At 34.3% G+C, this 23,009-nt stretch carries 12 protein-coding genes and 1 pseudogene; 7 read left to right on the plus strand and 6 right to left on the minus strand.

Annotation, left to right across the window (positions count from 1 at the left end):
- The 7 genes and pseudogenes from P8H68_RS03305 to P8H68_RS03335 form a co-directional block, all read left to right on the plus strand.
- Positions 1-492 (plus strand): annotated as a pseudogene (locus P8H68_RS03305) (galactose mutarotase); the annotation flags it as partial.
- Between the two features lie 49 nt (positions 493-541).
- Entirely contained in the window at positions 542-1,561 is a 1,020-nt protein-coding gene (locus P8H68_RS03310) for an L-rhamnose/proton symporter RhaT (protein WP_300321568.1), read from the plus strand.
- 26 nt (positions 1,562-1,587) lie between these two features.
- The gene (locus tag P8H68_RS03315; RefSeq protein ID WP_300321570.1) at positions 1,588-2,838 is read left to right on the plus strand and encodes a family 43 glycosylhydrolase; all 1,251 of its coding nucleotides are present in this window, start codon (positions 1,588-1,590) and stop codon (positions 2,836-2,838) included.
- A 189-nt stretch (positions 2,839-3,027) separates the two neighbouring features.
- Positions 3,028-4,362, plus strand: coding sequence for a family 43 glycosylhydrolase (locus P8H68_RS03320; protein WP_300321572.1), 1,335 nt, complete (start codon positions 3,028-3,030; stop codon positions 4,360-4,362).
- 156 nt (positions 4,363-4,518) lie between these two features.
- Positions 4,519-6,981 (plus strand): glycoside hydrolase family 2 TIM barrel-domain containing protein, encoded by a 2,463-nt coding sequence (locus P8H68_RS03325; RefSeq protein ID WP_300321575.1) that lies wholly within the window; start codon positions 4,519-4,521, stop codon positions 6,979-6,981.
- A gap of 8 nt (positions 6,982-6,989) precedes the next feature.
- On the plus strand, positions 6,990-8,840 hold the full coding sequence (locus tag P8H68_RS03330; RefSeq protein ID WP_300321578.1) for a sulfatase: 1,851 nt from the start codon (positions 6,990-6,992) through the stop codon (positions 8,838-8,840).
- Between the two features lie 77 nt (positions 8,841-8,917).
- A complete protein-coding gene (locus P8H68_RS03335) occupies positions 8,918-10,435 on the plus strand; it encodes an arylsulfatase (protein ID WP_300321581.1) in 1,518 nt (505 codons plus the stop codon).
- A gap of 103 nt (positions 10,436-10,538) precedes the next feature.
- Here the strand turns inward: P8H68_RS03335 and P8H68_RS03340 are convergent, their stop codons facing one another.
- From P8H68_RS03340 to P8H68_RS03365, 6 genes are all read right to left on the minus strand, one after another.
- The gene (locus tag P8H68_RS03340) at positions 10,539-13,760 is read right to left on the minus strand and encodes a VCBS repeat-containing protein (protein WP_300321584.1); all 3,222 of its coding nucleotides are present in this window, start codon (positions 13,758-13,760) and stop codon (positions 10,539-10,541) included.
- Positions 13,761-14,011: 251 nt separating this feature from the next.
- Positions 14,012-15,592: a RagB/SusD family nutrient uptake outer membrane protein gene (locus P8H68_RS03345; protein ID WP_300321587.1), complete on the minus strand. Its 1,581-nt coding sequence runs from the start codon at positions 15,590-15,592 to the stop codon at positions 14,012-14,014.
- A 24-nt stretch (positions 15,593-15,616) separates the two neighbouring features.
- On the minus strand, positions 15,617-18,955 hold the full coding sequence (locus tag P8H68_RS03350; RefSeq protein WP_300321589.1) for a TonB-dependent receptor: 3,339 nt from the start codon (positions 18,953-18,955) through the stop codon (positions 15,617-15,619).
- A 154-nt stretch (positions 18,956-19,109) separates the two neighbouring features.
- A complete protein-coding gene (locus P8H68_RS03355; protein WP_300321592.1) occupies positions 19,110-20,309 on the minus strand; it encodes a FecR domain-containing protein in 1,200 nt (399 codons plus the stop codon).
- 80 nt (positions 20,310-20,389) lie between these two features.
- Positions 20,390-20,938 (minus strand): RNA polymerase sigma-70 factor, encoded by a 549-nt coding sequence (locus tag P8H68_RS03360; protein ID WP_300321594.1) that lies wholly within the window; start codon positions 20,936-20,938, stop codon positions 20,390-20,392.
- Positions 20,939-21,142: 204 nt separating this feature from the next.
- Positions 21,143-22,690 (minus strand): sulfatase-like hydrolase/transferase, encoded by a 1,548-nt coding sequence (locus P8H68_RS03365; RefSeq protein WP_300321597.1) that lies wholly within the window; start codon positions 22,688-22,690, stop codon positions 21,143-21,145.
- Between the last annotated feature and the right edge of the window lie 319 nt (positions 22,691-23,009).

The raw sequence follows: 23,009 nt of genomic DNA on the forward strand, positions 1-23,009 counted from the left end.
TACTTTAATTTAGATGGGTTTGCATCAACAGTTGAAAAACATGTTGCAAAAGTAAACACACATAAAAGACAAGTAATGGATGAAACAGGTGCGGGAACTGGCGAAGTTTTGGACATATCCAATCAAGCCGATGATTTAAGAAATGGTAAAGTAATTGGTGAAGTTCACAATCAAATAAACGATGGATTTGAACACTTTTACACGTTTGACAATCCTAATTTTGATTTAATTGAGGTTGCTCAAATACAATCAAATGAATCCGGAAGATCTTTAACCGTTTTTAGTGAAGAACCTTGTATGTTATTATACACAGGCAAATACACTTCAGACGAAATCAAAAGAGAAAACGGAGAACAATATGGAAAGTATCGCGGCTTTTGTTGTGAAACTCACAGATATCAAAACGGACCAAACATCGCCAATTCTCCTAAATCTATTACAAAATCGGGAGAAGAGTTTAAAAGTACTACTATTTTTAAATTCGATTGGTAATTGTAACAGTATCTATATAAAACGAATTAATTAAACTTAAAATTATTATATGTTAACAGGTGTATTATTTGCAATTCTTGCAGGATTATTATTAGGCTTATATGCCTTACCAGAAAAATTCACAAAAGACTTTGAATTTGAAAACACATGGAGTATGTTTTTCGCCATCAATACTTTTGTTGTTCCCAACATTGCTGCCTTTTTATTGATAGACGGCTTTTCAGATGTTTTGTCAGCCATCCCATCAAATGTACTTATTGGGATGATTGTTTCAAGTATTGCTTGGGGAATCGGTGCTATGATGTGGGGTAAAGCAATCAATCACATTGGACTTTCTTTAGGTTTCTCAATTTTCATTGGAACCATCATACTTGTTGGGTCTCTTATCCCATTTTTCATCGGAGGCATCCCCGCTTCAAATGTTTTCTTAACAATCTTAGGAGGATTGGTTGTGGTACTGATTGGAGTGATGGCAAACGGAAGAGCGGGTATCATTCGTCAGAAAGACGAAGAAGCAAAAAGCGAAGAAAACTCTAACAAAGGAGGCTCTATCGTAACCGGAATTACAATTGCTATTGTGGGTGGACTTCTAGCAACAGGGTTTAGCTTTGCAAATTCTTATGGAGCAGAAATCATTGATCAAGCATCACAAGCACAGGGGAACGCTTCTTGGAAAAGTGCTATTGCGGTGATGTATGTTATATACATGGCGGGTGGTGTTGCCATTGCTGTGTACTTTATCCAACAATTATCTGCTAAAAAACTTTGGGGAAAATTCAATACACCTCATTTAGGTAAAAACATTCTATTAACGAGTATCATGGGGGTCTTTAATTTTGCGGCATCTGTTGTATTTGCCTATGCAGCCTTTAAACTAGGAAAAGAACTTGGAGGAAGTGTTGGATATGCTATTTTCAATACTGCCTGTGTCGTAACTGCTATCGTAAGTGGATTGATCACAAAGGAATGGGCTAAAGCATCTTTAAAAGCTAAAAACTCATTATATTTAGGATTGGCCTGTATGGTTATTGGTATCGTAATTATCGCATATTCAAATACTCTAGCTTAAAAACAAACTAAAATAAAACGAACAAAATGAACAAAATGAAATTTTTTATTCCTGCAATCATTGGACTAGCATTATTCTCATGCGAGAAAAAAGCGGATTGCGGTCATTCTCATGACAATCCACAACAAGTAGAGTTATCTGATGAGAAGCAAGATTTTCTTGGAATCACAAATAAAGATAAATTAAGTGCTGCTTCTAAAAGAGCATTGCTTTGGGATGATGAGTTAATTTATGGAAATGATTGGTTCTTTCAATACCAAACATATGACTTAAAAGGGGATTTCGCATATGAGGAAGGTGTTGTAAGAAGAGACCCTAGTGCCATCATCAAACATGATGGAAAATACTATACATGGTTTAGTAGAAGTACTGGACCTTCGCAAGGATTTGGTGGAGATGTTGTAAAAGATAAAGTATTCCCATGGGATAGATGTGATATTTGGTATGCTACTTCTACCGACGGTATCACCTGGAAAGAAGAAGGAGTTGCTGTAGCAAGAGGAAAAGCTGGTGAATATGATGATCGTTCTGTATTTACAGTTGAAATCATGAAACATGAAGACATGTATTATTTATGTTACCAAACAGTGAAAAACCCTTACAGTGTTCGTGTTAAAAATCAAGTTGGTTTGGCTTGGTCAACATCTCCAAACGGACCATGGACAAAAAGCAAAGAACCTATTTTAAGTCCTGCTGATAACGGAATTTGGAAAGGTGAAGAGCAAGACAGATTCGCTGTTGAGAAAAAAGGTGATTTTGATAGTCACAAAGTACATGATCCTTGTATTATTCCTTATAAAGGAAAATTCTACTTATACTATAAAGGAGAACAAATGGGTGAAGCTATTACTTTTGGTGGTCGTCAGATTAGACATGGTGTTGCCATCGCTGACAACCCTAAAGGACCTTACGTAAAATCTCCTTACAATCCAATTAGTAACAGTGGACATGAAATTTGCGTTTGGCCTTATGATGGAGGTATTGCTTCTTTAATTACTACTGACGGTCCTGAGAAAAACACCGTTCAATGGTCTCCTGACGGTATCAACTTTGAAATAAAAGCTGTTGTAAAAGGTGCACCTCATGCCATAGGTTTGAACAGAACTGCAGACAATGAAAAAGAACCGACTGAAATTTTACGCTGGGGATTAACTCATCAATATAAAAATTACAATTACCAATATATTAGAGGATTTAAAACTTCTAGAATGCAACACCACACAGCAAAGGGTGTTGTAAAAAAAGGAAGTAAATTTTCTGTTAAAAACCAAAAATAGATTTTTCTATTTCACTTTTAAAGGCTGTCAATTGACAGCCTTTTTTATTTCTATTCATTATTTCATTTTTTTACAAGCTCAATCTAATAGTTATTTAAAGAAGACCAACCATCTGTTCCCCTTTGAAAATCATCTGTTTCTAAGTAAAAAAGAAATGATGCCTAGTTTTGATCTAGTTAAAACAACATCATGAAAAACTTAATTATTACTTTATTTGCCTGTATCGTGTTACAAACACTTTACGCCCAAAACCCATTAGTAACTCATTTATATACCGCAGATCCCACAGCTCGCGTTTTTGACAACAAGCTATATGTATACCCCTCCTGTGATGCAATTCCACCAAAAGGAGTGAAAGCCCCAAGATTTTGCATGCCGGGGTATCATTCTTTTTCTCTTGAGAATGGAAATACATGGAAAGACCATGGAAGCGTATTAGATCAAAATGAAGTTCCTTGGGGTAAAAAAAATTCTTACAGTATGTGGGCACCCGACTGTATAAAAAAAGGAGACAAATATTACTATTATTACCCAGCTCAACCCAAAGATGAAAGTGCCTTTAGACGTATCGGAGTTGGAGTATCTAAATCTCCAACAGGCCCATTTAAATGGAAAAAAAGCTACATAAAAGGACTTGATGGAATTGACCCTGGACTGCTACTAGACGATGATGGAACAGCTTATATTTTCTACGCAGGTGGAAAAACTTTAAAAGTTGCCAAGTTAAAAGACAACATGAAGGAGATTGATGGAAACGGGATGAAAATAGAAGGTTTACCAGCCGGTTATGTTGAAGGGCCTTTCCCATTAAAACACAAAGGAAAATACTATTTAACTTTTGCTCATGTTTTCCCACAAGAAGGATATACAATTGCTTATGCTACAAGTAACAACCCAATGGGACCTTATCAATATCAAGGAAAAATCATGGATAATATTGGCAACGGAACAAACCACCATTCCATTGTTAAATATAATAACAAATGGATTTTATTTTATCATTGGTGGGAAATCAGTGGTTACAACAAACTACGTTCTATGCGAGCAGATTACATGGAATTCAACAAAGATGGTACTATCAAAAAAGTAAAACCTACCCTGAGAGGAATTGGAACGCCAAAAGTTAATGATACCATTCAGGTAGATAGGTATAGTGAGATATCCTCGGCAAAAACTGAATTTGTTGGTGGAAATGAACCTAAAGGATGGATGGTTTGCGATACTCGAATGATGGGCTATGTAAAATTCAACCGTGTTGATTTTGGTAATGGTGAAGCTACAAAAATAAAAGCTAGAGTTGCATGTGGACAAAGAAACGGTAGTTTTGAAGTAAGGCTAGGTCATTTCAAGGGAAAATTAATCGCCACTTTCCCTGCTGAATTTACGGGTGGTTGGAATCAATGGGAGACTATAGAAACGGAACTCACAGAGAAAGTTAAAGGAGTTCAAAACATTGTTGTTGTCTTTAAGTCGGATTGGGGAGCGGACAAAGTGGTCAATCTAAACTGGCTTCTCCTGCAATAAAAAAGCTCTACACTTCTACAAAAACACATTCGTATTAGTTTATTGGACATTTGTAGACTACTTAAACTACAGTATATTGGTATTTTTGTAGACTACACGTGCTTTAAGAGCATTTTTAAAGAAAAAATTAAACTTTATCTTATTCAAAATTCAACAATGAAAAAAAATGTGTTTTCAGTAGTAATCCTGATAGTTTCGATTTTTATCGTTACATCAAGTTTTGCTCAAGGTCAAAACTTCAATAAATCCTGGTTGTTTTTCAACGCAGAAAGTGAAGGAGCCGAAACTACGGCATTCAATGACTCCAAATGGAGAAAATTAAATTTACCACATGATTGGGCTATTGAAGGTCCTTTTGATGAAAAATACAATGCACGTTGCGGTGGATTACCTTTTCACGGTACAGGATGGTATCGCAAACATTTCACGATGCCATCGGAGGCAAAAGGAAAAACAATTCGTATTGAATTTGAAGGTGCTATGTATGATGCTCATGTATGGGTAAATGGAACCTTTGTCGGGAATCGTCCTTTTGGATACATCGGTTTTGAATTTGATATTAGTAAAGAATTGAAATACGACGGATCTGACAATATCATTGCCGTAAAGTTAACTCCTAAGGATTTATCTTCAAGATGGTACCCTGGAGCAGGAATTTATAGATCTGTTTGGTTAAAAATTGATGAACCCGTTCATGTTGGTCAATGGGGATCTTATATTACTACACCAACTGTAACAGAAAAATTGGCGGTGGTACAAAACGAAACAACAGTTCAAAATAAAAGTAACAAAACTGTAAAAGCGACGGTAAACCATGAATATTTTGATCCTAATGGAAAAAGTGTTGCCACAAACAGTGATGACATAGAAATTGCTGCCAATTCTTCTACAGTCTCTGCGGTATATAACGATATTAAAAATCCAATGCGTTGGGATATCGATAGCCCGAACCTTTACAAATTGGTAACCACTATTGTTCAAAACGGAAAAACAGTTGACACCTATGAAACGACTATTGGATTACGTTCTATTTTTTACAGTGCAGAAGGTTTTTTCTTGAACAATAAAAAAGTTCGCTTTAACGGGGTTTGTTTGCATCACGATAACGGGGCATTAGGTGCTGCTGTTTACAAAAGAGCCGATGAAAGAAAATTACAAATCATGAAGGACATGGGAGTAAATGCAATCAGAACAAGTCACAACCCACCTTCTCGTGAATTTTTAGAAGTATGTGATGAATTGGGATTGTTAGTACTTGATGAGGCTTTTGATGTTTGGGAAGAAGAAAAAGTACCTAACGGGTACAACGTTTTCTTTAAGGAATGGGCAGAAAGAGATATCAAAGACATGGTTAGAAGAGATAGAAATCACCCTTCTATTATTATGTGGAGTACTGGAAATGAAATCCATGAACAACACGACAAAAAGAACGGTTGGAAGGTTGCAAAAATGCTGCATGAATATTGCAATGAAATTGACCCTTCTCGTCCTACAACTTTCGGAATGAATAATTATTCTGCTCCTTATCGTTTTAACTTTGCACAGCAAGCAGATATCGCTGGAGCAAATTACAAACCTTCTAAATACGAAGAGATCATAAGCAACTATCCTGAAATGCCTCTTTATGGTTCAGAAACATCTAGTTGTACAAGTAGTAGAGGTGTGTATCACTTACCTATTGAAAAATACAAGCATCATGAATCTTTACATGTTACTAGTTATGACATTGTTGGGCCACCATGGGCTTACCCTCCAGATATTGAATTTCATTTTCAGGAGAAAAACCCAACCGTAATGGGTGAATTTATTTGGACTGGATTTGATTATCTAGGAGAACCTACTCCTTATGGAGGTAAAGACAACTCTACCAATGGCTATTGGAATGGTGACTGGCCTTCTCATGGGTCTTATTTTGGAGCTGTAGATTTATGTGGATTCCCAAAAGACAGATTTTTCCTTTATCAAAGTCAATGGAGTTCAAAACCAATGATCCATTTATTGCCTCACTGGAATTGGAAAGGTATGGAAGGTCAAACAATTCCGGTTTACTGCTACACAAATTGTGATGAGGCAGAGCTTTTTGTAAACGGAAAATCTATGGGTAGAAAAGTCAAAGGAAAAGATTTAACAGAAATTTTGGTTGACTTTGTAAGATACGAGCCTAAAACATTCAAATCTAAATACCGTTTATCTTGGGACGTTCCTTATCAATCTGGGAATATAAAAGTAATTGGTTATAAAGATGGTAAACAAATATTAGAAGAAGCTATACATACTGCAGGTAAGCCTGCTAAAATTCAATTATCTGTAGACAGAAAAGTTATTGATGCTAATGGCAATGACTTATCTTATGTTACTGTAAGAATTGTAGATAAAAATGGTAATATGTGTCCAGTTGCAGACAACTTAGTAAACTTCTCAGTTAGAGGAGCTGGTACTTTAGTTGGTGTGGATAACGGAAACCAAATCAGTTTAGAGCCTTTTCAAGCAAATAAAAGAAAAGCTTTTAATGGTATGTGTTTAGCAATTATTAAATCAACTGAAAAAACTGGTAAAATTACACTTTATGCAAAATCTAATAAACTTAGAAGCAGCAAAGTAACTATTGAAACTAAATAATAAATTAAATGTACAAAAAACTCTCTCCATTTAAAATGATTATGTTTTTCTGTGCTGTAAACTCTCTAATTGTTACAGCACAAAAAACACCAAATATTGTATGGATCGTATCTGAAGATAACTCCAAACACTATATGAAACTTTTTGATGATAACGGTGTGGAAACACCGAGCATTGAAAACTTAGCGAATCAAGGTGTAATTTTTACGCATGCATTCTCAAACGCGGCTGTATGTAGCGCAGCACGATCTACTTTGATTGCATCGTCTTATGGGCCTAGATTGGCTACACATTATCATCGAAGAATGGCCAAAGTAGAAATGCCAGAGGGTGTTGAAATGTTCCCTGCATACCTAAGAAAAGCTGGTTATTACACGACCAATTGTGCCAAAGAAGATTATAACATCATTAAGGAAGACAATGTATGGGATGCTTCTTCTAAAAAGGCTTCTTGGAGAAATAGGAAAGAAGGCCAACCATTTTTTCACGTGTTTAATATTGGAACGACCCATGAAAGCAGAATGCATTTCAGCCGAGAGGACATGAAGGCAGGAACTAAGAACGATCAAAAAAATGTTTTTGTTCAGCCAAATCATCCTCAAACAGGACTTTTCAAATACTCTAATGCTAGATACCATGACAAAATTCAAGAAATGGATGCCGAAGTTGGAGCTGTTGTCGCGGAGTTAGAAAAAGATGGTCTTTTAGACGATACCTTTATTTTTTACTATGGCGATCATGGTGGAGTTTTACCGGGGAGTAAAGGATATATCAATGAAATGGGAGTTCATGTTCCTTTGGTTGTGTACATACCTGACAACTACAAAGATTTAGTTTCTGTAAAAGCAAAAACTAAGGAAGAAGCATTTGTAAGTTTTGTTGATTTTGGTGCTACTGTTCTGAATTTAGCGGGTATTAAAACACCAAAAGGTATGGATGGAATTCCTTTTTTAGGAAAGGGGGTTTCAGCTAAAGATTTATCTAAACGTGATGAAACTTTTAGTTATGCAGATCGTTTTGATGAAAAATATGACATGGTACGTGCTGTAAGAAAAGGGAATTTTAAATATACGCGTAACTACCAACCTTTTAATTTTAATGGGTTGATGAATAATTATCGTTACAAACAATTAGGATATCAACAATGGAGTAATTTCTACAATGCTGGTAAACTAAATGATATTCAAGCTCAATTTTACGAACCAAAACAAGTTGAAGAATTGTATGATGTGGAAAAGGATCCCTTTGAAACCAATAACCTTGCACAACTTCCTGAATATCAAAAAACATTAATTACACTTAGAAAAAACTTAAACAAGCGCATTTCTAAAATGCCTGATTTAGCATTCTATCCTGAGTTTTATTTAATTAACAATGCTTTTGATAACCCTGTGAAATTTGGTCAGAATCACAAAAAAGACATTAAAAAATATCTTAAAATTGCTAATTATAGTTTGCATGATTTCAATGAGGTTAAAGATCAATTAAGAAAAAGTCTTAATTCTAAAGATCCATGGGAAAGATATTGGGCACTTATAGATTGTAGCATTTTTGACAAACAAGCCATCGGGTTTAAAGATTTGATTATAGAAATTGAAAAAACCGATAATCAATTAATCAACAGAGTTAGAGCTTCTGAATTCCTCGGACTTAGAGGAATCTCAAATCCGGTTGCCTCTATGACAAAATGTTTATACACCTCAAATGACGGAGGAGAAGCATTACTTATTTTAAACTCAATTGTATTGATGAGTGATGGTGGTCATAAATATAAATTTAAGCTAGAAAAGTCTAAACTAACTAAAAAAGCTTTGGACGAACCGCAAGTTCTAAGGCGTTTGGATTATTTGATAAAATAAAATCATAAAAAAGACTAGAAGAAGAAATAAAATTCTTCTTCTAGTCTTTTTTTCGTTCAACAATTAATAATAAAACCATGAAGAATCTATTCCTTGCTTTCAGTTTTCTTTTTATTTCTTTTACTGGAATATCACAGAACAGACCCAATGTTATTGTAATCTTAGCTGATGATATCGGTGTAGGTGATATTTCACATTACAGAAGAATGCATTCAGATAACATCATTTTAGAAACACCAGCTTTAGACAGACTTGCAAGAAGCGGTATGACCTTTACCAAAGCAAATGCACCGGCTGCTCTATGTGCTCCTTCTAGATACGCTATAATGACAGGTAACAGTTGTTACCGAAGTACATATCCATGGGGTGTATGGGGATCTTTTCAAGAATCTCCAATAAAAAAGGATCAACTTACTTTAGGTAAATTAATGCAACAAGCTGATTATACAACTGGCTTTTTGGGTAAATGGCATCTAGGTGGAGATTTTCTTGCTAAAGGAAGTTCCACAAAAATCTACAGAGGTAACAGATCTAAACCTGAAATTGACGTTGATATCAGTAAAATAATAAATGGTCCACAACAAAAAGGGTTTGATTATAGCTTTACTTTGCCTGCAGGAATCCAAGATTATCCATATGCTGTTTATGAAAACGGAAATATGATGCCTTTAAAAGAAGACTCAAAAGTCGCCTATATTTCTCAAGAAAACATGACTAAAATAGGTGTCAAATTGGACAAATTAGAAGGGCTTGGTGATAGTAATTGGGACCCACATCATATCGGACCTCTATTGATAAGTAAAGCAGTTGATTTTATTGAAGAAAATGCTTCGAAAGAAAAACCGTTTTTTATGTATTACTGTTCTCAAGCAGTTCATAAACCACATGCACCACCAGCCTATTTAAATGGTAAAAAAATCGCCGGAACAACGCCTTCAAAACATTTAGACATGGTCAAGGAATTGGATGTTCAAATAGAAATGATGATCGCAACTTTGAAGAGACAAGGGATTTATAAAAACACTTTAATTATTTTTACTTCAGATAATGGAGGGTTGATGATTAAAGAAACTCTGAGATCAGGTCATAAGCCAAGTGATATTTATAGAGGAGGTAAAAATCAAGCTTATGAAGGTGGATACAAAGTTCCCTTTATTGCTAGTTGGCCAGATAAAATCAAATCAAAATCAACATCTGACATCCCGGTTCTTGGATTAGATGTTATGGCTACATTGGCAGCGATCACAGGACAAAAAATCCCAGAAGGACAAGCAATGGACTCCTCCAATCTACTACATTTATTAACAAAGAAAAACAAAGATGAGGTTCATCCGCATATTATGGTCCAAAGTGGAACAGGTAAAGAAGTAATGATCTTAAAAGACCGTTGGAAATTAATAATCAAATTAGACAAAAAAGATAAAACAGATTCTATTAGAAACCCCGTTGCATTTTTTGACTTAAAAAATAATCCCACCGAGAAAAAGACTGAGAATTTAATTCACTCAGCAAAACACAAAGAACTTATCGCTGAACTTTTTAAAACTTACAATGAAACTAGGGATAGCAAAGTTGAAACAGGAACAAAAAGGTAGTTTATAAAAACAAAAGAGAACCGTTTACACGGTTCTCTTTCCAAACAACAACCAATTGAAAGACTAGAATTACATATATAAATTCTAGACTACCTCAATATTTTTATTTCTTATTTAAATAGAATATCTGATGTCTATCATTATTGTTAATTATATACACTAGCGGATTTGATTTATTCTCCAAATACACAATTCCTCGCACGTCTTTATTTGCAAAAACCCCAGTTTTTCTAGAATTCACATATTCGAAGTCCCCTTTTCCATTTCCTTTCATTAGCACACCAATACCAGCATCCGATTTTGTTGTTTCTACTTCAGATTGATAATTATTCCCAGCCATTAATAAATCTTTTTTTCCATCTTTATCAAAATCATTAAATAGAATACTGTTTATTGGGAAGTATTGAGCTTCATTGCTAAAGGGTTTAAATACGAATTTGTTATTATCATTTATAAAAATCCCTGATCTAAATTCATTGGCTTCATAATGCAAAGCATTCTGAATACCTGGTCCAACTATTCCTGCTAAATCAGAATTTGCAAATTTTTGATAAGATTTAATTTTGTTTTTTAAATGTGGTAATTGCTGTGTTGAACAACTTTTCCCCCTTATTGGCACTTGCTTATTTTTATATTCCTTTGCTAAAAAAACATCCTCTACCCCATTAAAATCAAAGTCGCTTGTATACACATGAAATGGTTTTTCTTTTGTGGCTTTAAACTTATAATTCAAACCTAAGTTTCCTGCGATAATATCCAAATCTCCATCTTCATCCACATCCTCTATCAAAATTTTATTCCACCACCCTTTGGCATTATTCAATTTTGTAAAGTCTTTACTTTTTACCAATTTACTTCTTTCATTGATAAACACTTCTAGCCCCATCCATTCACCACATACAATCAAGTCCGTGAATCCATCTCCATTTAAATCCGCCCATTTTGCATCAGTAACCATTCCTAACTCCTCTAATTCTGGAGCTATATTCTGGGTTTCTACGCTAAACTTTCCATGATTATTTATGAGCAAGTAGCTTTTTGGAGCATATGGATATTTACCCGGAATAACTCTTCCTCCTACAAATAAATCTAAATCGCCATCGTTATCTAAATCTGTAGAAATCACGACACCGCCAGCACTGTTGATTTTAGGAATGTTATTTTTAGCTCTTGTAAAATATCCTTTACTATTGTTCAAATACAATCGATCTAACAATACTTCAGAATTCTCTTTAAATTCATAACTACCACTAACCACATACAAATCTAAATCGCCATCGTTATCTGCATCAAAAAAAGTTGCAGCTGTGTCTTCATACACCTTATCCTTTACAAAAGAGTTGTTTTTCAACCATTTTAAATCTTCAGTTTCACCAGCAATTAGCAACCTACCTGCTTGTGTATGACCTCCACCAACATAGACATCATCAACACCATCCCCGTTGACATCTCCTTTTGCTATACATGGTCCAGTTTGGCTTAACTTATGAGGTAACAAAACTTGTACTTCATAGTCGTTATAATAGGGATCTTTATGATTTTCTTGTGTTTCGTGCTCCTTAAATAAGGTATTACTTTTAATTCGGTCATTAGCTTGAATCTGGGCATTGCTATATTTTAAAACCAAAGTTTCATTTACATTGATTTCTTCTAGGGCTTGAGATTTTCCATCTAGCCACTGGACTTCAAGATTTTCAATCTTCACTCCTTTTTTGATACCAAAACTGAGTATATTAGAAACTGAAGACAAAAACCCTCTAGTGTTGGTCAATTGCCTTATTTGAGTTGAGTTATCTGAAAGTTTAATTTTAACTTTTGCTCCTGCTCCAAACTTATTTTTTTCTGGTCCTTTTAATTCTATTCTTAAAAACTCTCCTAGCTGTTGTTCCACAGCATTATTTTTAAGCAAAGTCGCTTTTTCATTGATATTGTTCACTACTATATCCAAATCTCCATCATTATCCAAATCAGCATAAATAGCTCCGTTAGAAAAAGTTGGTTTATTATCATACCATGAATCAGAAGTGTTTTCAAAAGTTAAATCTCCATTATTTTTAAAAAAATAATTATTTAATTTTTGCTGTGGTAGCATTTTTGTGAACAGCAAAAAATCTTCTGGTGTTGGCTTCCTTCCGTTTTTTCTTAAAATCGAAAGAATTTTATTATTTGTATCTCTATCAATTACATCTCTGTAAACACCATTGGTGATATAAAAATCATTAAAACCATCTAAATCAAAATCAGCTGATAATATAGACCAACTCCAATCTGTATTGGCAACACCAGCCATTTTACTAATCTCACTAAAATTCTTTTGCCCATTATTCAGCTGAAGCATATTGTGCATATATTGATAATGATAACCGTTTTTTACCATGGACTCAAAATTTTCAATTGAGGTCATTCCCATCGTTGTTTTAGAACGAATATAATCTTCAGGGTTCATATCCAAGGTCATCAAATCCTCTAAACCATCATTATTGATATCAGCATAATCGCTTCCCATACTATTAAAGGACATATGCTTGAAATAGGCGTCTCTAGACTCAACGAAACCACCCTTTTTATTATTTATATAAACTAAATCAGGATAATTAAAATCGTTACAAACATACAAATCCAACCAACCATCATTATTTAAATCACCTACCTGAGGATTCAGTCCAAATCCTAAATCAGTAAGGAGGCCAGACTTTTTAGAGATATCCGTAAAATGTCCCGTCCCATCATTTTCGTACAGATGATCATTCCCTTTAAGTCTTGCATTTTCCGGATTTCTATCTGCTTTTTTTAAATCTAATATTTTTATTTTTCCATCTATATCTGGTGAATTGGATACATAAACATCCAAATCATTGTCATTGTCAAAATCAAAAAATGTTGCTTGAATCGTTCGGTTATCATCTGCAACTCCCAACTCCTTTGCTTTTTCGGAAAAGGTTAAATCACCGTTATTGATAAATAATAAATTTGAGAATTTATCACCATCATCTTTCCATCCCCCTCTAGAGACATAAATATCTAAGTAACCATCTGCATTGACATCTACCATCGTAACTCCAGTGTCAAAACCATCTTTATGTTTGATCCCTGAACTAGTGGTGATATCCTTAAATTTCAATCCTCCTTTGTTGAGGAACAATTTATTTTCTCCCGTATTTGACGTAAAAAATAAATCTACCAATCCATCATTATTAATATCTCCAGCAGCTACTCCCCCTCCTATATACAAATACATATACTTGTAATAATTAGTGGCTACATCCTCTTTTAAATCATTTGAAAAACTTAAACCTGAAACACCTGAATTGATATTTGAAAACATTTTCAGTTTTTTAAGACTTTCTTTTTTCTGCGATTCAGAACAAGCACATAAAAAAAAGAGTGAGAAAAAAAGGATAAAAATGCTTCTAATATAAATTGAGGGATATGTCATTTTGTGATTCTTTTATTAAAAGACTAAATGTATATTTTTTTTTAAAAAACAGGAGGCATAGGTTTGATAAAACTTAAATAGAAACGGTAAGGATCTAGTGACCCTTACCGTCTCAATCAAACTAAATTAACCGAATACCTTTATTCACCTAATCCAGGTAACAGTTTTATTTGGGCCGCTGGTATCGGAGCAAAATAATTCTCTGTTCCTAAAGAACCAATGATTGGATTTTGTACATCAATAATTCCACCATTTTGATTGTCAGGCGTTACTTGAGGATCTCTATTCCCTAATACCTCTGCTACTTTTTCCTTACGAACCAAATCATTCCAACGGATCCATTCTCCGGCTAATTCCAATTTCCTTTCTTGGAACGTTAATTCTGAAATATCTCCTGAAGAAACATCTACGTATTGTGGTAAAGCTGGCAGTGCATTTCCTTCTGCATCGAGTTGACTAGTTGGTGTTAAAACAGGCGTTGCATAAGGCAATCCTGCAGCTCGTCTTCTAATTTGGTTTAAGGCTTCCCAAGCTTCCGCAGTTACATTTCCTGCCTCACCAGAAGCTTCAGCATATATCAACAACACCTCTGCATATCTCATATAAAAATCATTCCTACTTGTAAAAAACACACCTAATGGGACATCTAAATCAGGACCAACAATTTTTTTGAATACAGGAGTCACCTGATCATTAAAATTTGTCCAATCTAAATCAGTTCTATAAGTTGCTTCCTTTCTTGCTCCTTCAGGGAAATCCTCAAAATACCTGATTTCTGCAAACGTCTCTCCCCATCCTTGAAGATCCCCTGGCATTCCTAAACAAGCGAATTTACCATTTTGAGTTCCACAGGGCTGGCAATAAGCAATAGTCCATGTACTTTCTTTGTTGAATCTATTTTCCATAGTCCATAGATTTTCAAGATTACTTTCTAGTTCAAATCCATGAGATGCACTGTTATCAATTACTTCTTTCGCCGTAGTTTGTGCCTTCGCATATTTTGTATTGTCCTTTACAGGAAAACCTGCCCAATCCATATACAAACGAGCTAACAATGATTTTGCTGACCCTTTATTTGGTCTCGGTGCACCATCTTCTACTCCTGGATAAATCACTGGTAAAAATGCAACAGCCTGATTCAAATCACTTTCAATTTGTTCATACACTTCTATTTCTGAAGAAAGTTTGATATCATAATCAATTTCTGGAGTTGTAGGTAATGCTATTCTACCATGTACACGAGCTAAATGAAAAAACATTGCCCCTCTTAAAAAATATACCTCCCCTAAAAGTCTCTGCTGAGCCTCAGCATCTTCCAAAGTAATACCTTCAATGTTTTTCAATACGTTATTTGCCGCAGCTATCATTCCATAAATATTATTCCAGTTTTGAACGGTTCTACCATTTGCATTGGAAACACTTCTTTGATCAAACTCTCTAAAATCAGCCTTATTACTTGTTTTATGAGTTGTCATATCATCTCCACTCCAACCGTTTACATAAAATGTAGACCACATCGAAGCATTTCGTAATTGTGCATATATTCCGTTTACCCCTAAGTCTAATTCAAAAATTGAACTATATGCTCCTGGAGCCAATCTTATCTCTGTTGGATCCTCTTCTAAATCTACACAACTTTGAAGAGAAACAGTCAAGATGCAAATAGATGCAATTGCAGCTGTGAACATCTTAAATTTTCTATGAATATTTAATTTTATCATCTTTGTATGTTTTTAGTATGGTTATTAAAGTTGGAATTTTGCTCCTATTGAAAAAATTCTAGGATTCGGATAAGCTCCGGCATCAATACCAACTGCACTATCTGTATTTGCAGGGTTTACAGCAACATCTGCAGGTCTTGAACTTAACTCTGGGTCATAACCAGAATACTGAGAGATTAAGAATAAATTCTGACCACCTCCGTAAATTTTTAAAGTTTCAATTCCTTTAATATTTCTAAATGTATACCCTATATTAAGGTTACTCAACCTAATATAGTCACCCTTTTCTACATAGCGCGTAGATCCATATACGTTTTCTCCTGTAGCAGGAATGTTCGTTTCATTTGTTGGCGTCCACTGATTCAATTGTTCTGGATGCATATAACTTCTTTGGTTTCCTGATGCCCCTACAATAATTGCTCTTGTTGTATTGTAAACATCAAAACCATGTACTCCTTGAATGAACACATTAAGATCCCAATTTTTATAAGTAAATGTATTGTTGAATCCCCACATAAAATCTGGTGTTCCATTTCCTATGGCCCCAATTACTTTTTCATTATCAGCATCTAATAAGTATTTCGCATCACCTGGAACGGCAATTGGGTTTCCTGAATCTGGGTCTAGAGGAATATCATCCGTTGATTTCCATGTTCCTAAGAAAGTGGCACCTTGAAACTGTCCCAATGGTTGACCTACCTGAATGATATTCCAAATATCTCCTTGACCATCTGTACTAGCAAAAGTTCCTTGGATTTCTGTCTTTCCATCATATAAACTAACTACCTCGTTTTTGATTTTAGACATTGTTAAGTTGGCATCCCATCTAAAGTTATCGTTATCAATAAAATTAGCTCCCAACGTAATATCAAAACCTGTATTTTGAACCTCTCCAACATTCTGAATTTGACTGATATTCACCCCTGCCAATGTTTCAGGAATTGGAACATTTAATAATAAATCTGTAGTATTCTTTTTATACCAATCTAAACTCAAACTGTATTTATTATTCAAAAAGCCTAAATCAACTCCAATATTTAATTGTGTAGTAGTTTCCCATGTAGTATCTGGGTTTCCGATTCCCGCAATAGTAGATCCTTGAACTGGAGCTGGCAAACCGTTGAATGAATATCTTTGATTGATACTTACTTCAGGGAAGGTACTATACGCAGCGATGTCTTGATTTCCTACCTGTCCCCATCCTGCTCTAACTTTTAAGTTACTTAAAACATCATTATCCGCAATAAAACTCATATTACTAAAACTATAAGATGATGCGAATGAGTAGAATGTTCCTGTTTTATTTTCACCCTGAAATCTTGAAGAAGAATCTGAACGAACTGTACCTGTTAAGAAAAATATTTTATCCCAGTCATAACCAACTCTCGCCATAAATGAAGAGATTCCAGTTTCTACTTTATTATTAGAAATACTATACCCTTTATTCAACTCAGCAAAATAAAATCCTGCAGGTCCAATTAAATCATTAGCCGCATAAGCATTCCATCTTGACTCTCCTTTTGAAAACTCATACAATCCAGTTGCAACTATATTGTTTTTCCCAAATGATTTTTTCCATGTTAAAATATTACTTACCTGGTAGTTCGTGTTTTTTGTACTATTAAAGTTGGCATCAGGAGCTTCATAATCCATTTTCAAATTTTCATTTGTAATTCCTATAGTACTTGCACCAGCAACAACAGAGAAATTTAAGGATTCAACTATATCATAACTTAAATTGAAGTTCACATTCAACCTATCCTCAATTCTTTGTAGATCACTTAAATTTAATCTATGGATTGGGTTGTAATTTAAAGATGCTAATTCTCTAGAAGAACGCTCATTGTTCATGCCAGCATCATTTACTAATGGTGTTGTCGGGTCCCATGCAATTGCATGCGTTACTAAAGTACCTTGGTAACGACCAAACTGTTCAATGTCATTTGTTGTTTTCCCTCTACTTGCATAAATATTAGTTCCTACTTTGAACTTATTCGTGATTTTTGCATTCACGTTAGAACGTATAGAAAAACGTTGATAACCTGTAGTTTGAACAACTCCTTCTTGGTTCAAATAGTTTCCAGAAACAAAATAATTAAAATCTTCCGTTCCACCACTCATTGATAGTTGAAGATTATGACTGATTGCAGTTCTAAAAAGCAAATCTTGGTAATTAGTACCACCAGATTTTGCCAACTCATCTATTTCAGATTGAGGGATGAATTCAGATCCTCTTTTACTATTTTCAATTCTAGCAAAATTGGCTGCATCAGCTCCCAAACTTTCTAACATTTTAGGAACCGTTGAAAAAGAAGTAAAATAATCTACATCCATTTTAGATTTACCAGCACCTTTTTTCGTAGAAATTAAAATCACCCCATTTGCTCCACGAGAACCATAAATAGCAGTAGCAGATGCATCTTTCAATACTTCCATCGAAGCGATGTCATTAGGGTTAATCGTAGAAAGATCTCCACCAATAATACCATCAACAACGACTAAAGGATCATTATTTCCTGTAATAGAATTGGCTCCACGAATCCTTACTTTCACTGGTCCACCTGGAGTACCTGATTGTTTTGCAACAGAAACCCCCGCTGCTCTACCTTGTAAGGCATCTTCTACCCTAGCCAATGGCTGATCCTCAAAACTTTTTGCACTAATACTTGATATGGATCCAGTAACATCAGATTTCTTAACGGTACCATACCCTACAACAATAACCTCATCTAAGGTCGCTGAATCTGGTTCTAAGGATACAGAAATTCTTGTTCCATCTCCAATAGACACTGTTTTAGATTTGAACCCCATATAGGACACAATAATTGTTGATGCACTCAAAGGAGCTTCTAATGAAAAGTTACCATCAAAATCTGTAGTTCCTCCAACATTGGTCCCCTGTACCATAACAGAAGCTCCCGGTAATGGACCACCAGTATCATCCAAAACCGTTCCTGTAATTGTCTTTGTTTGTTGGACAACAGGTTTCGCTAAAGGTTTTGAAGGATTATTAAGTAATACTATTTGCTTGTCAACTATTTCATAAGTGATCTTAGTTTTATCAAACAAATTGTCTAAAATTTTAAACACCAATTCATCTTCCACATTTACAGAAACTTTTCTGCTGTAGTCAACTTCACTGTCGTTGTATAGAATTTTAAATTCTGTTTTCTCTTCAATTGCAAGTAATACTTTTTCAACTGTAACATCGTCTAAATCTATTGAGATTTTGGTCAACTGTGAATAGGTATTTGCTTGAATTTGAAAGAGTGAAATAATAAATAGATAAACGGTTAATTTCATCTTTAAATCAAACTTTAAGGCATAGGGGAATCTCTCTCCTACATTAATGAGATTTTTCATACTTTTGTTATAAGGTTTAGTGGTTAAAAAAATCACTACATTTTTAATCGGGTCATGTTCCAGCATTTCCCGGTTTTTTTTATAAATGTAGATCTGGTTAATAAATTGTGGTTAATTCATAGAGTTAAGATTATTGGTTTAAGTTTAGTTAAATTTATTTAATTTGAATTCTATCACCGTTAATCACATAGGTTAATTTGTAATTTTTATCAAACGATTGTAGAACTTGTTCTATGGTTTCAATATCAAAAGTTGCTGTAAAAGACTGATTTGCCAATTCCTCATTGGTATTCGTAATTCGCACATTGTAATGTCTCTCTAATTTCTTTAAGATATCACGAAACTGCATGTGCTTAAATCTTATTTTACCGTATCTCCAATCAGTATAAATTGAGGTATCTACTTTCTTGATTTTTATTACTTCAGATCCTTTTTTCCAACTAGCCTTTCTGCCGGGTTTAAGGGACACACTTGTTTCTTTATTATATGCATCTGCTTTGCTATACAAACAAACAGCACCTTCAACCAGCACTGTATTAACTTGTGCGTCTTCTTCATATGAACTAACATTAAAAGAAGTTCCAAGAACCCTAATATTTAATTTATCAGTAGCTACTATAAAGGGATGTTTCGGATCCTTTGTAACATCAAAGAACGCTTCTCCTTGTAAAAACACCTCTCTTTTTTTTCCTTTGATAAATTGAATAGGATATTTTAATGTTGAACCTGCATTCATATGAACCTTCGTACCATCTGATAATTCTATTTGAAACGTTTTTCCATATGGAACCGACAAAACATTGTAAGCTAACTCTTTTGCAACTGACTCTTTTTTAACAGATTTATAATCTATTTGTTTTCCGTTCTGTTTCCCTATAACTTTTCCCTCAGAATCTACAAGAGTTTTACTTCCATCTGCAGAAATCACCTCCACCTTTCCATTATCTAGCTTTAGCAAAACATCTTTTTCATCAAAAACAAAATCTTCGTTCGTCAGATCATTAGACTGTATTGTTTGTTCAGGTTGTTTATCATAAAAATAATAAACTGATAAAGACAGAACTAAAACAGCGGCAATTCTAGAAAAGTATAATAAATAATTCTTTTTAGGAGTGGGGTGTAGTTTGAGCAATAAATTCTCCCAATCTTCATTTTTTGTCTTCTCTATATTTTTAATCTTCTTCTCTCTCCTTTTAATAAACTCTCCTTCTTCCAATCTCCCCATAATTTCAGAGGCATCCTCTTCATTAAAAAGCGAAGACACGTCTACAGAATCAACTTTTTGCTTATTCAATTTTGCTTTCGCAATCTTTTTAGCAATCAGAGAAATTTTGTTTATAGAGTTATTTTTCATAGCAATTTATTGTGCCAATAGGACACCATACATTACTAAGACGATTAAAAATCAAAAGGGGGTGAAAAAAAATAAAAAAATTAATTAAAAATAAATGCAATGAATACATAAGCTCCATTTAGCATCGGTCTTAATTTTTGATAGGCAATTCTTTTTTGTGTTTTAACTGTATTGATTGAAACCGATAATTCCTCCGAGATTTGTTCGTTTTTCAAACCTTTCAAACTCAATAGAATTATTTCTTTACACTTATAAGGAAGTGTATTCACCGCTTCGTGCACTAGTCTAGAAACTTCTTCCATCAAAAGCTCTTTTTCAAAATATGAATCACTTTCTAAAATGGACATTTCTAAGGGAGACAACTGCTTTTTTACAGAAAACTCTTTGCTTTTTAAATAATCTAAACTTTTATTTCGTACGGAAGTATACAGATATGACTTCACAGCATTTTGACTCAAAAAAACAACATCCTTTTCCCATACTTTTATAAAAACTTCTTGTACAATATCTTTTGCAAGACTTAAATCTTGCACATATTTTTCAGCAAATATTATCAAAGAGCTATGGTAAGTTCCATACATATTCTTGAACTTGCTCAGCGTTAGTTTTTGTTTGTTGTTAGGTTTCAATGCGGTTATTTTAAAACAAAATTTGGTTAGAATTCTGCCCAATAAAAGTAACTAAAAGAATTCTACTTGTCAAACCTAAAATGAATTTCGAGTCCAAATCCACATAAATATCGAATCTCTAAACACTAAAAAACCCCAGACAATATCACTATTTATATGGGGTTTATTTGTTTCTAAATAAATTTGGATTTTTGGGAAATAATTTTATAAAACCTGCCAAAAATCATATTTCTCACCTAAAGTATTTCCTTCTTTATCCTTTAATTCGATGGCTTTTTCAATCATTTCTTTCTTCATAGAATCTAAAATAGAACGATATTCTGGTAAGAATGATAAGTCTTTTGTTTCCCAAGGATCTTTTTTAAAATTGAACAGTTGTGTCACTCTTGAACCAGCGGTAAATTTCCCTTTTTTATAATGTTCCCCTTCAGATCTAACATACTCAATTAACTTATAATCTCCCCTTCTATAGGCACGCTGAAATTGTTTGTATGCATGATAGGTATACTCACGAACTTGTTCTTGTTCTCCTTTTATAACGGGCAACATACTCAGTCCATCAACTGAATTCGGAATAGGGATCTGAACCAAGTCGCATATCGTAGGAAAAATATCATGAATATACGAATAAGCCCCTAGTCTCTTTCCCGAATTAGGTGCTGCTCCACCAGAAATAATAAACGGAACATGGATACCATCTTCATCATACAAACTTTGCTTCCCCATCAATCCGTGATTCCCTACTGCCAAACCACTATCTCCTGCCAATACAATAAGGGTATTTTCATATTTTCCAGTTTTTTTTAAAGCAGCAATCACTTTTCCTATTTGTGCGTCTAGGTGAGTGATAATTGCGTAATAGCTAGCCAAATGCTCTTTTGCAACTTGTTCAGTTCTAGGCCATGGAGCTAAAGCTTCATCTCTTAACACCATATCTCCATTATCAAAAGAGTGCTGTAATTGATAGGACGGTGTCAATTCCATTTGATCAATCGGATACATGTCTTTGTATTTTTGAGGAGCTTGTCTCGGGTCATGCGGTGCATGAAAGGCCAAATACATAAAAAACGGATCACGTTTTTTATACTTTTTAATATAACTTACGGCATCCCTAGCAAATATTTCTGAAGTATGTGGACCTAATCTCTCTGTCCCTGTTGGACCTCTTTTGTCTGTTTTTACAATAGGTCTTTGCTTCTCTTTACCTTTCTCATCAAACTCTATCAAATACGCATCTTTTTTAGGAAATACTCCCTTTTTATCCCAATCCCAAAGAGGCATTCTATAATGATCCGTTAAATAAACTCCAATTCCCATTACATGATCCCCAGAATCGAATGAACGTGACAATGATCCTCTGTCTTGATGCCATTTACCAATGATATGAGACTGATACCCTGAATTCTGAAAAGTTTCACCCATAGTATGGTGATCTACTGGTAGTTCCCTTCCTTTTCCTTTTAATTTAAACAACTGACGTCCAGTATGTAACATGGCTCTACTTGGCATACAGGTAGCTCCAGAAAACGCTCCCATCAAATAGGTATTTGTAAACACAACTCCATTTTTTGCCAATTTATCAATATTCGGAGTTTTTACTGGCATTCCTCCCAACTCATGGATTCCGGTATATCTATGATCATCGGTATAAATGACAATTACATTTGGTTTTTTCTTTTTTTGAGCTTGACAAAGATGCATTGACAGCACAATAACTCCCAAGATTATTTTTCCTAAAAAATCAACTTTCATATATCTTCTATTAATTATTTAATGCTTGAAAAGATAAATTCTGTTCCTTTCAAACTTACTTGTTTTCAAATATAATTATTCAAAAAACTTTCATTCTAAAAAAAAACAAAGCAACTTCATTATAAAACATTTGTTCTGTAAACATCATAATTTGACAAAAAAATACCCCAAATTTTAATCTAATAAATTGGTTCAAACAAAAAATCCTGTCGCTGATACGAGAGGATTCTTTGTCAAAAATTTGTTTACTATTTTATCTTTTCTTGGATTTAGATACATAACCTGGAGCGTCATGAGCAGTATCGTGTACATCATAAAT

Origin of the sequence: Flavicella sp. (genome assembly GCF_029238425.1) — a bacterium.
In the GTDB taxonomy this organism is placed as follows: Bacteria; Bacteroidota; Bacteroidia; order Flavobacteriales; family Flavobacteriaceae; genus Flavicella.

Excerpts from the sequence above, each read along its gene's own strand:
- P8H68_RS03355 (WP_300321592.1), bottom strand. The coding sequence starts at position 20,309 with ATGAAAAATAACTCTATAAACAAAATTTCTCTGATTGCTAAAAAGATT.
- P8H68_RS03310 (WP_300321568.1), top strand. The coding sequence starts at position 542 with ATGTTAACAGGTGTATTATTTGCAATTCTTGCAGGATTATTATTAGGC.
- P8H68_RS03335 (WP_300321581.1), top strand. The coding sequence starts at position 8,918 with ATGAAGAATCTATTCCTTGCTTTCAGTTTTCTTTTTATTTCTTTTACT.
- P8H68_RS03325 (WP_300321575.1), top strand. The coding sequence starts at position 4,519 with ATGAAAAAAAATGTGTTTTCAGTAGTAATCCTGATAGTTTCGATTTTT.
- P8H68_RS03365 (WP_300321597.1), bottom strand. The coding sequence starts at position 22,690 with ATGAAAGTTGATTTTTTAGGAAAAATAATCTTGGGAGTTATTGTGCTG.
- P8H68_RS03350 (WP_300321589.1), bottom strand. The coding sequence starts at position 18,955 with ATGAAAAATCTCATTAATGTAGGAGAGAGATTCCCCTATGCCTTAAAG.
- P8H68_RS03340 (WP_300321584.1), bottom strand. The coding sequence starts at position 13,760 with ATGTTTTCAAATATCAATTCAGGTGTTTCAGGTTTAAGTTTTTCAAAT.
- P8H68_RS03330 (WP_300321578.1), top strand. The coding sequence starts at position 6,990 with ATGTACAAAAAACTCTCTCCATTTAAAATGATTATGTTTTTCTGTGCT.
- P8H68_RS03315 (WP_300321570.1), top strand. The coding sequence starts at position 1,588 with ATGAACAAAATGAAATTTTTTATTCCTGCAATCATTGGACTAGCATTA.
- P8H68_RS03320 (WP_300321572.1), top strand. The coding sequence starts at position 3,028 with ATGAAAAACTTAATTATTACTTTATTTGCCTGTATCGTGTTACAAACA.
- P8H68_RS03345 (WP_300321587.1), bottom strand. The coding sequence starts at position 15,592 with ATGATAAAATTAAATATTCATAGAAAATTTAAGATGTTCACAGCTGCA.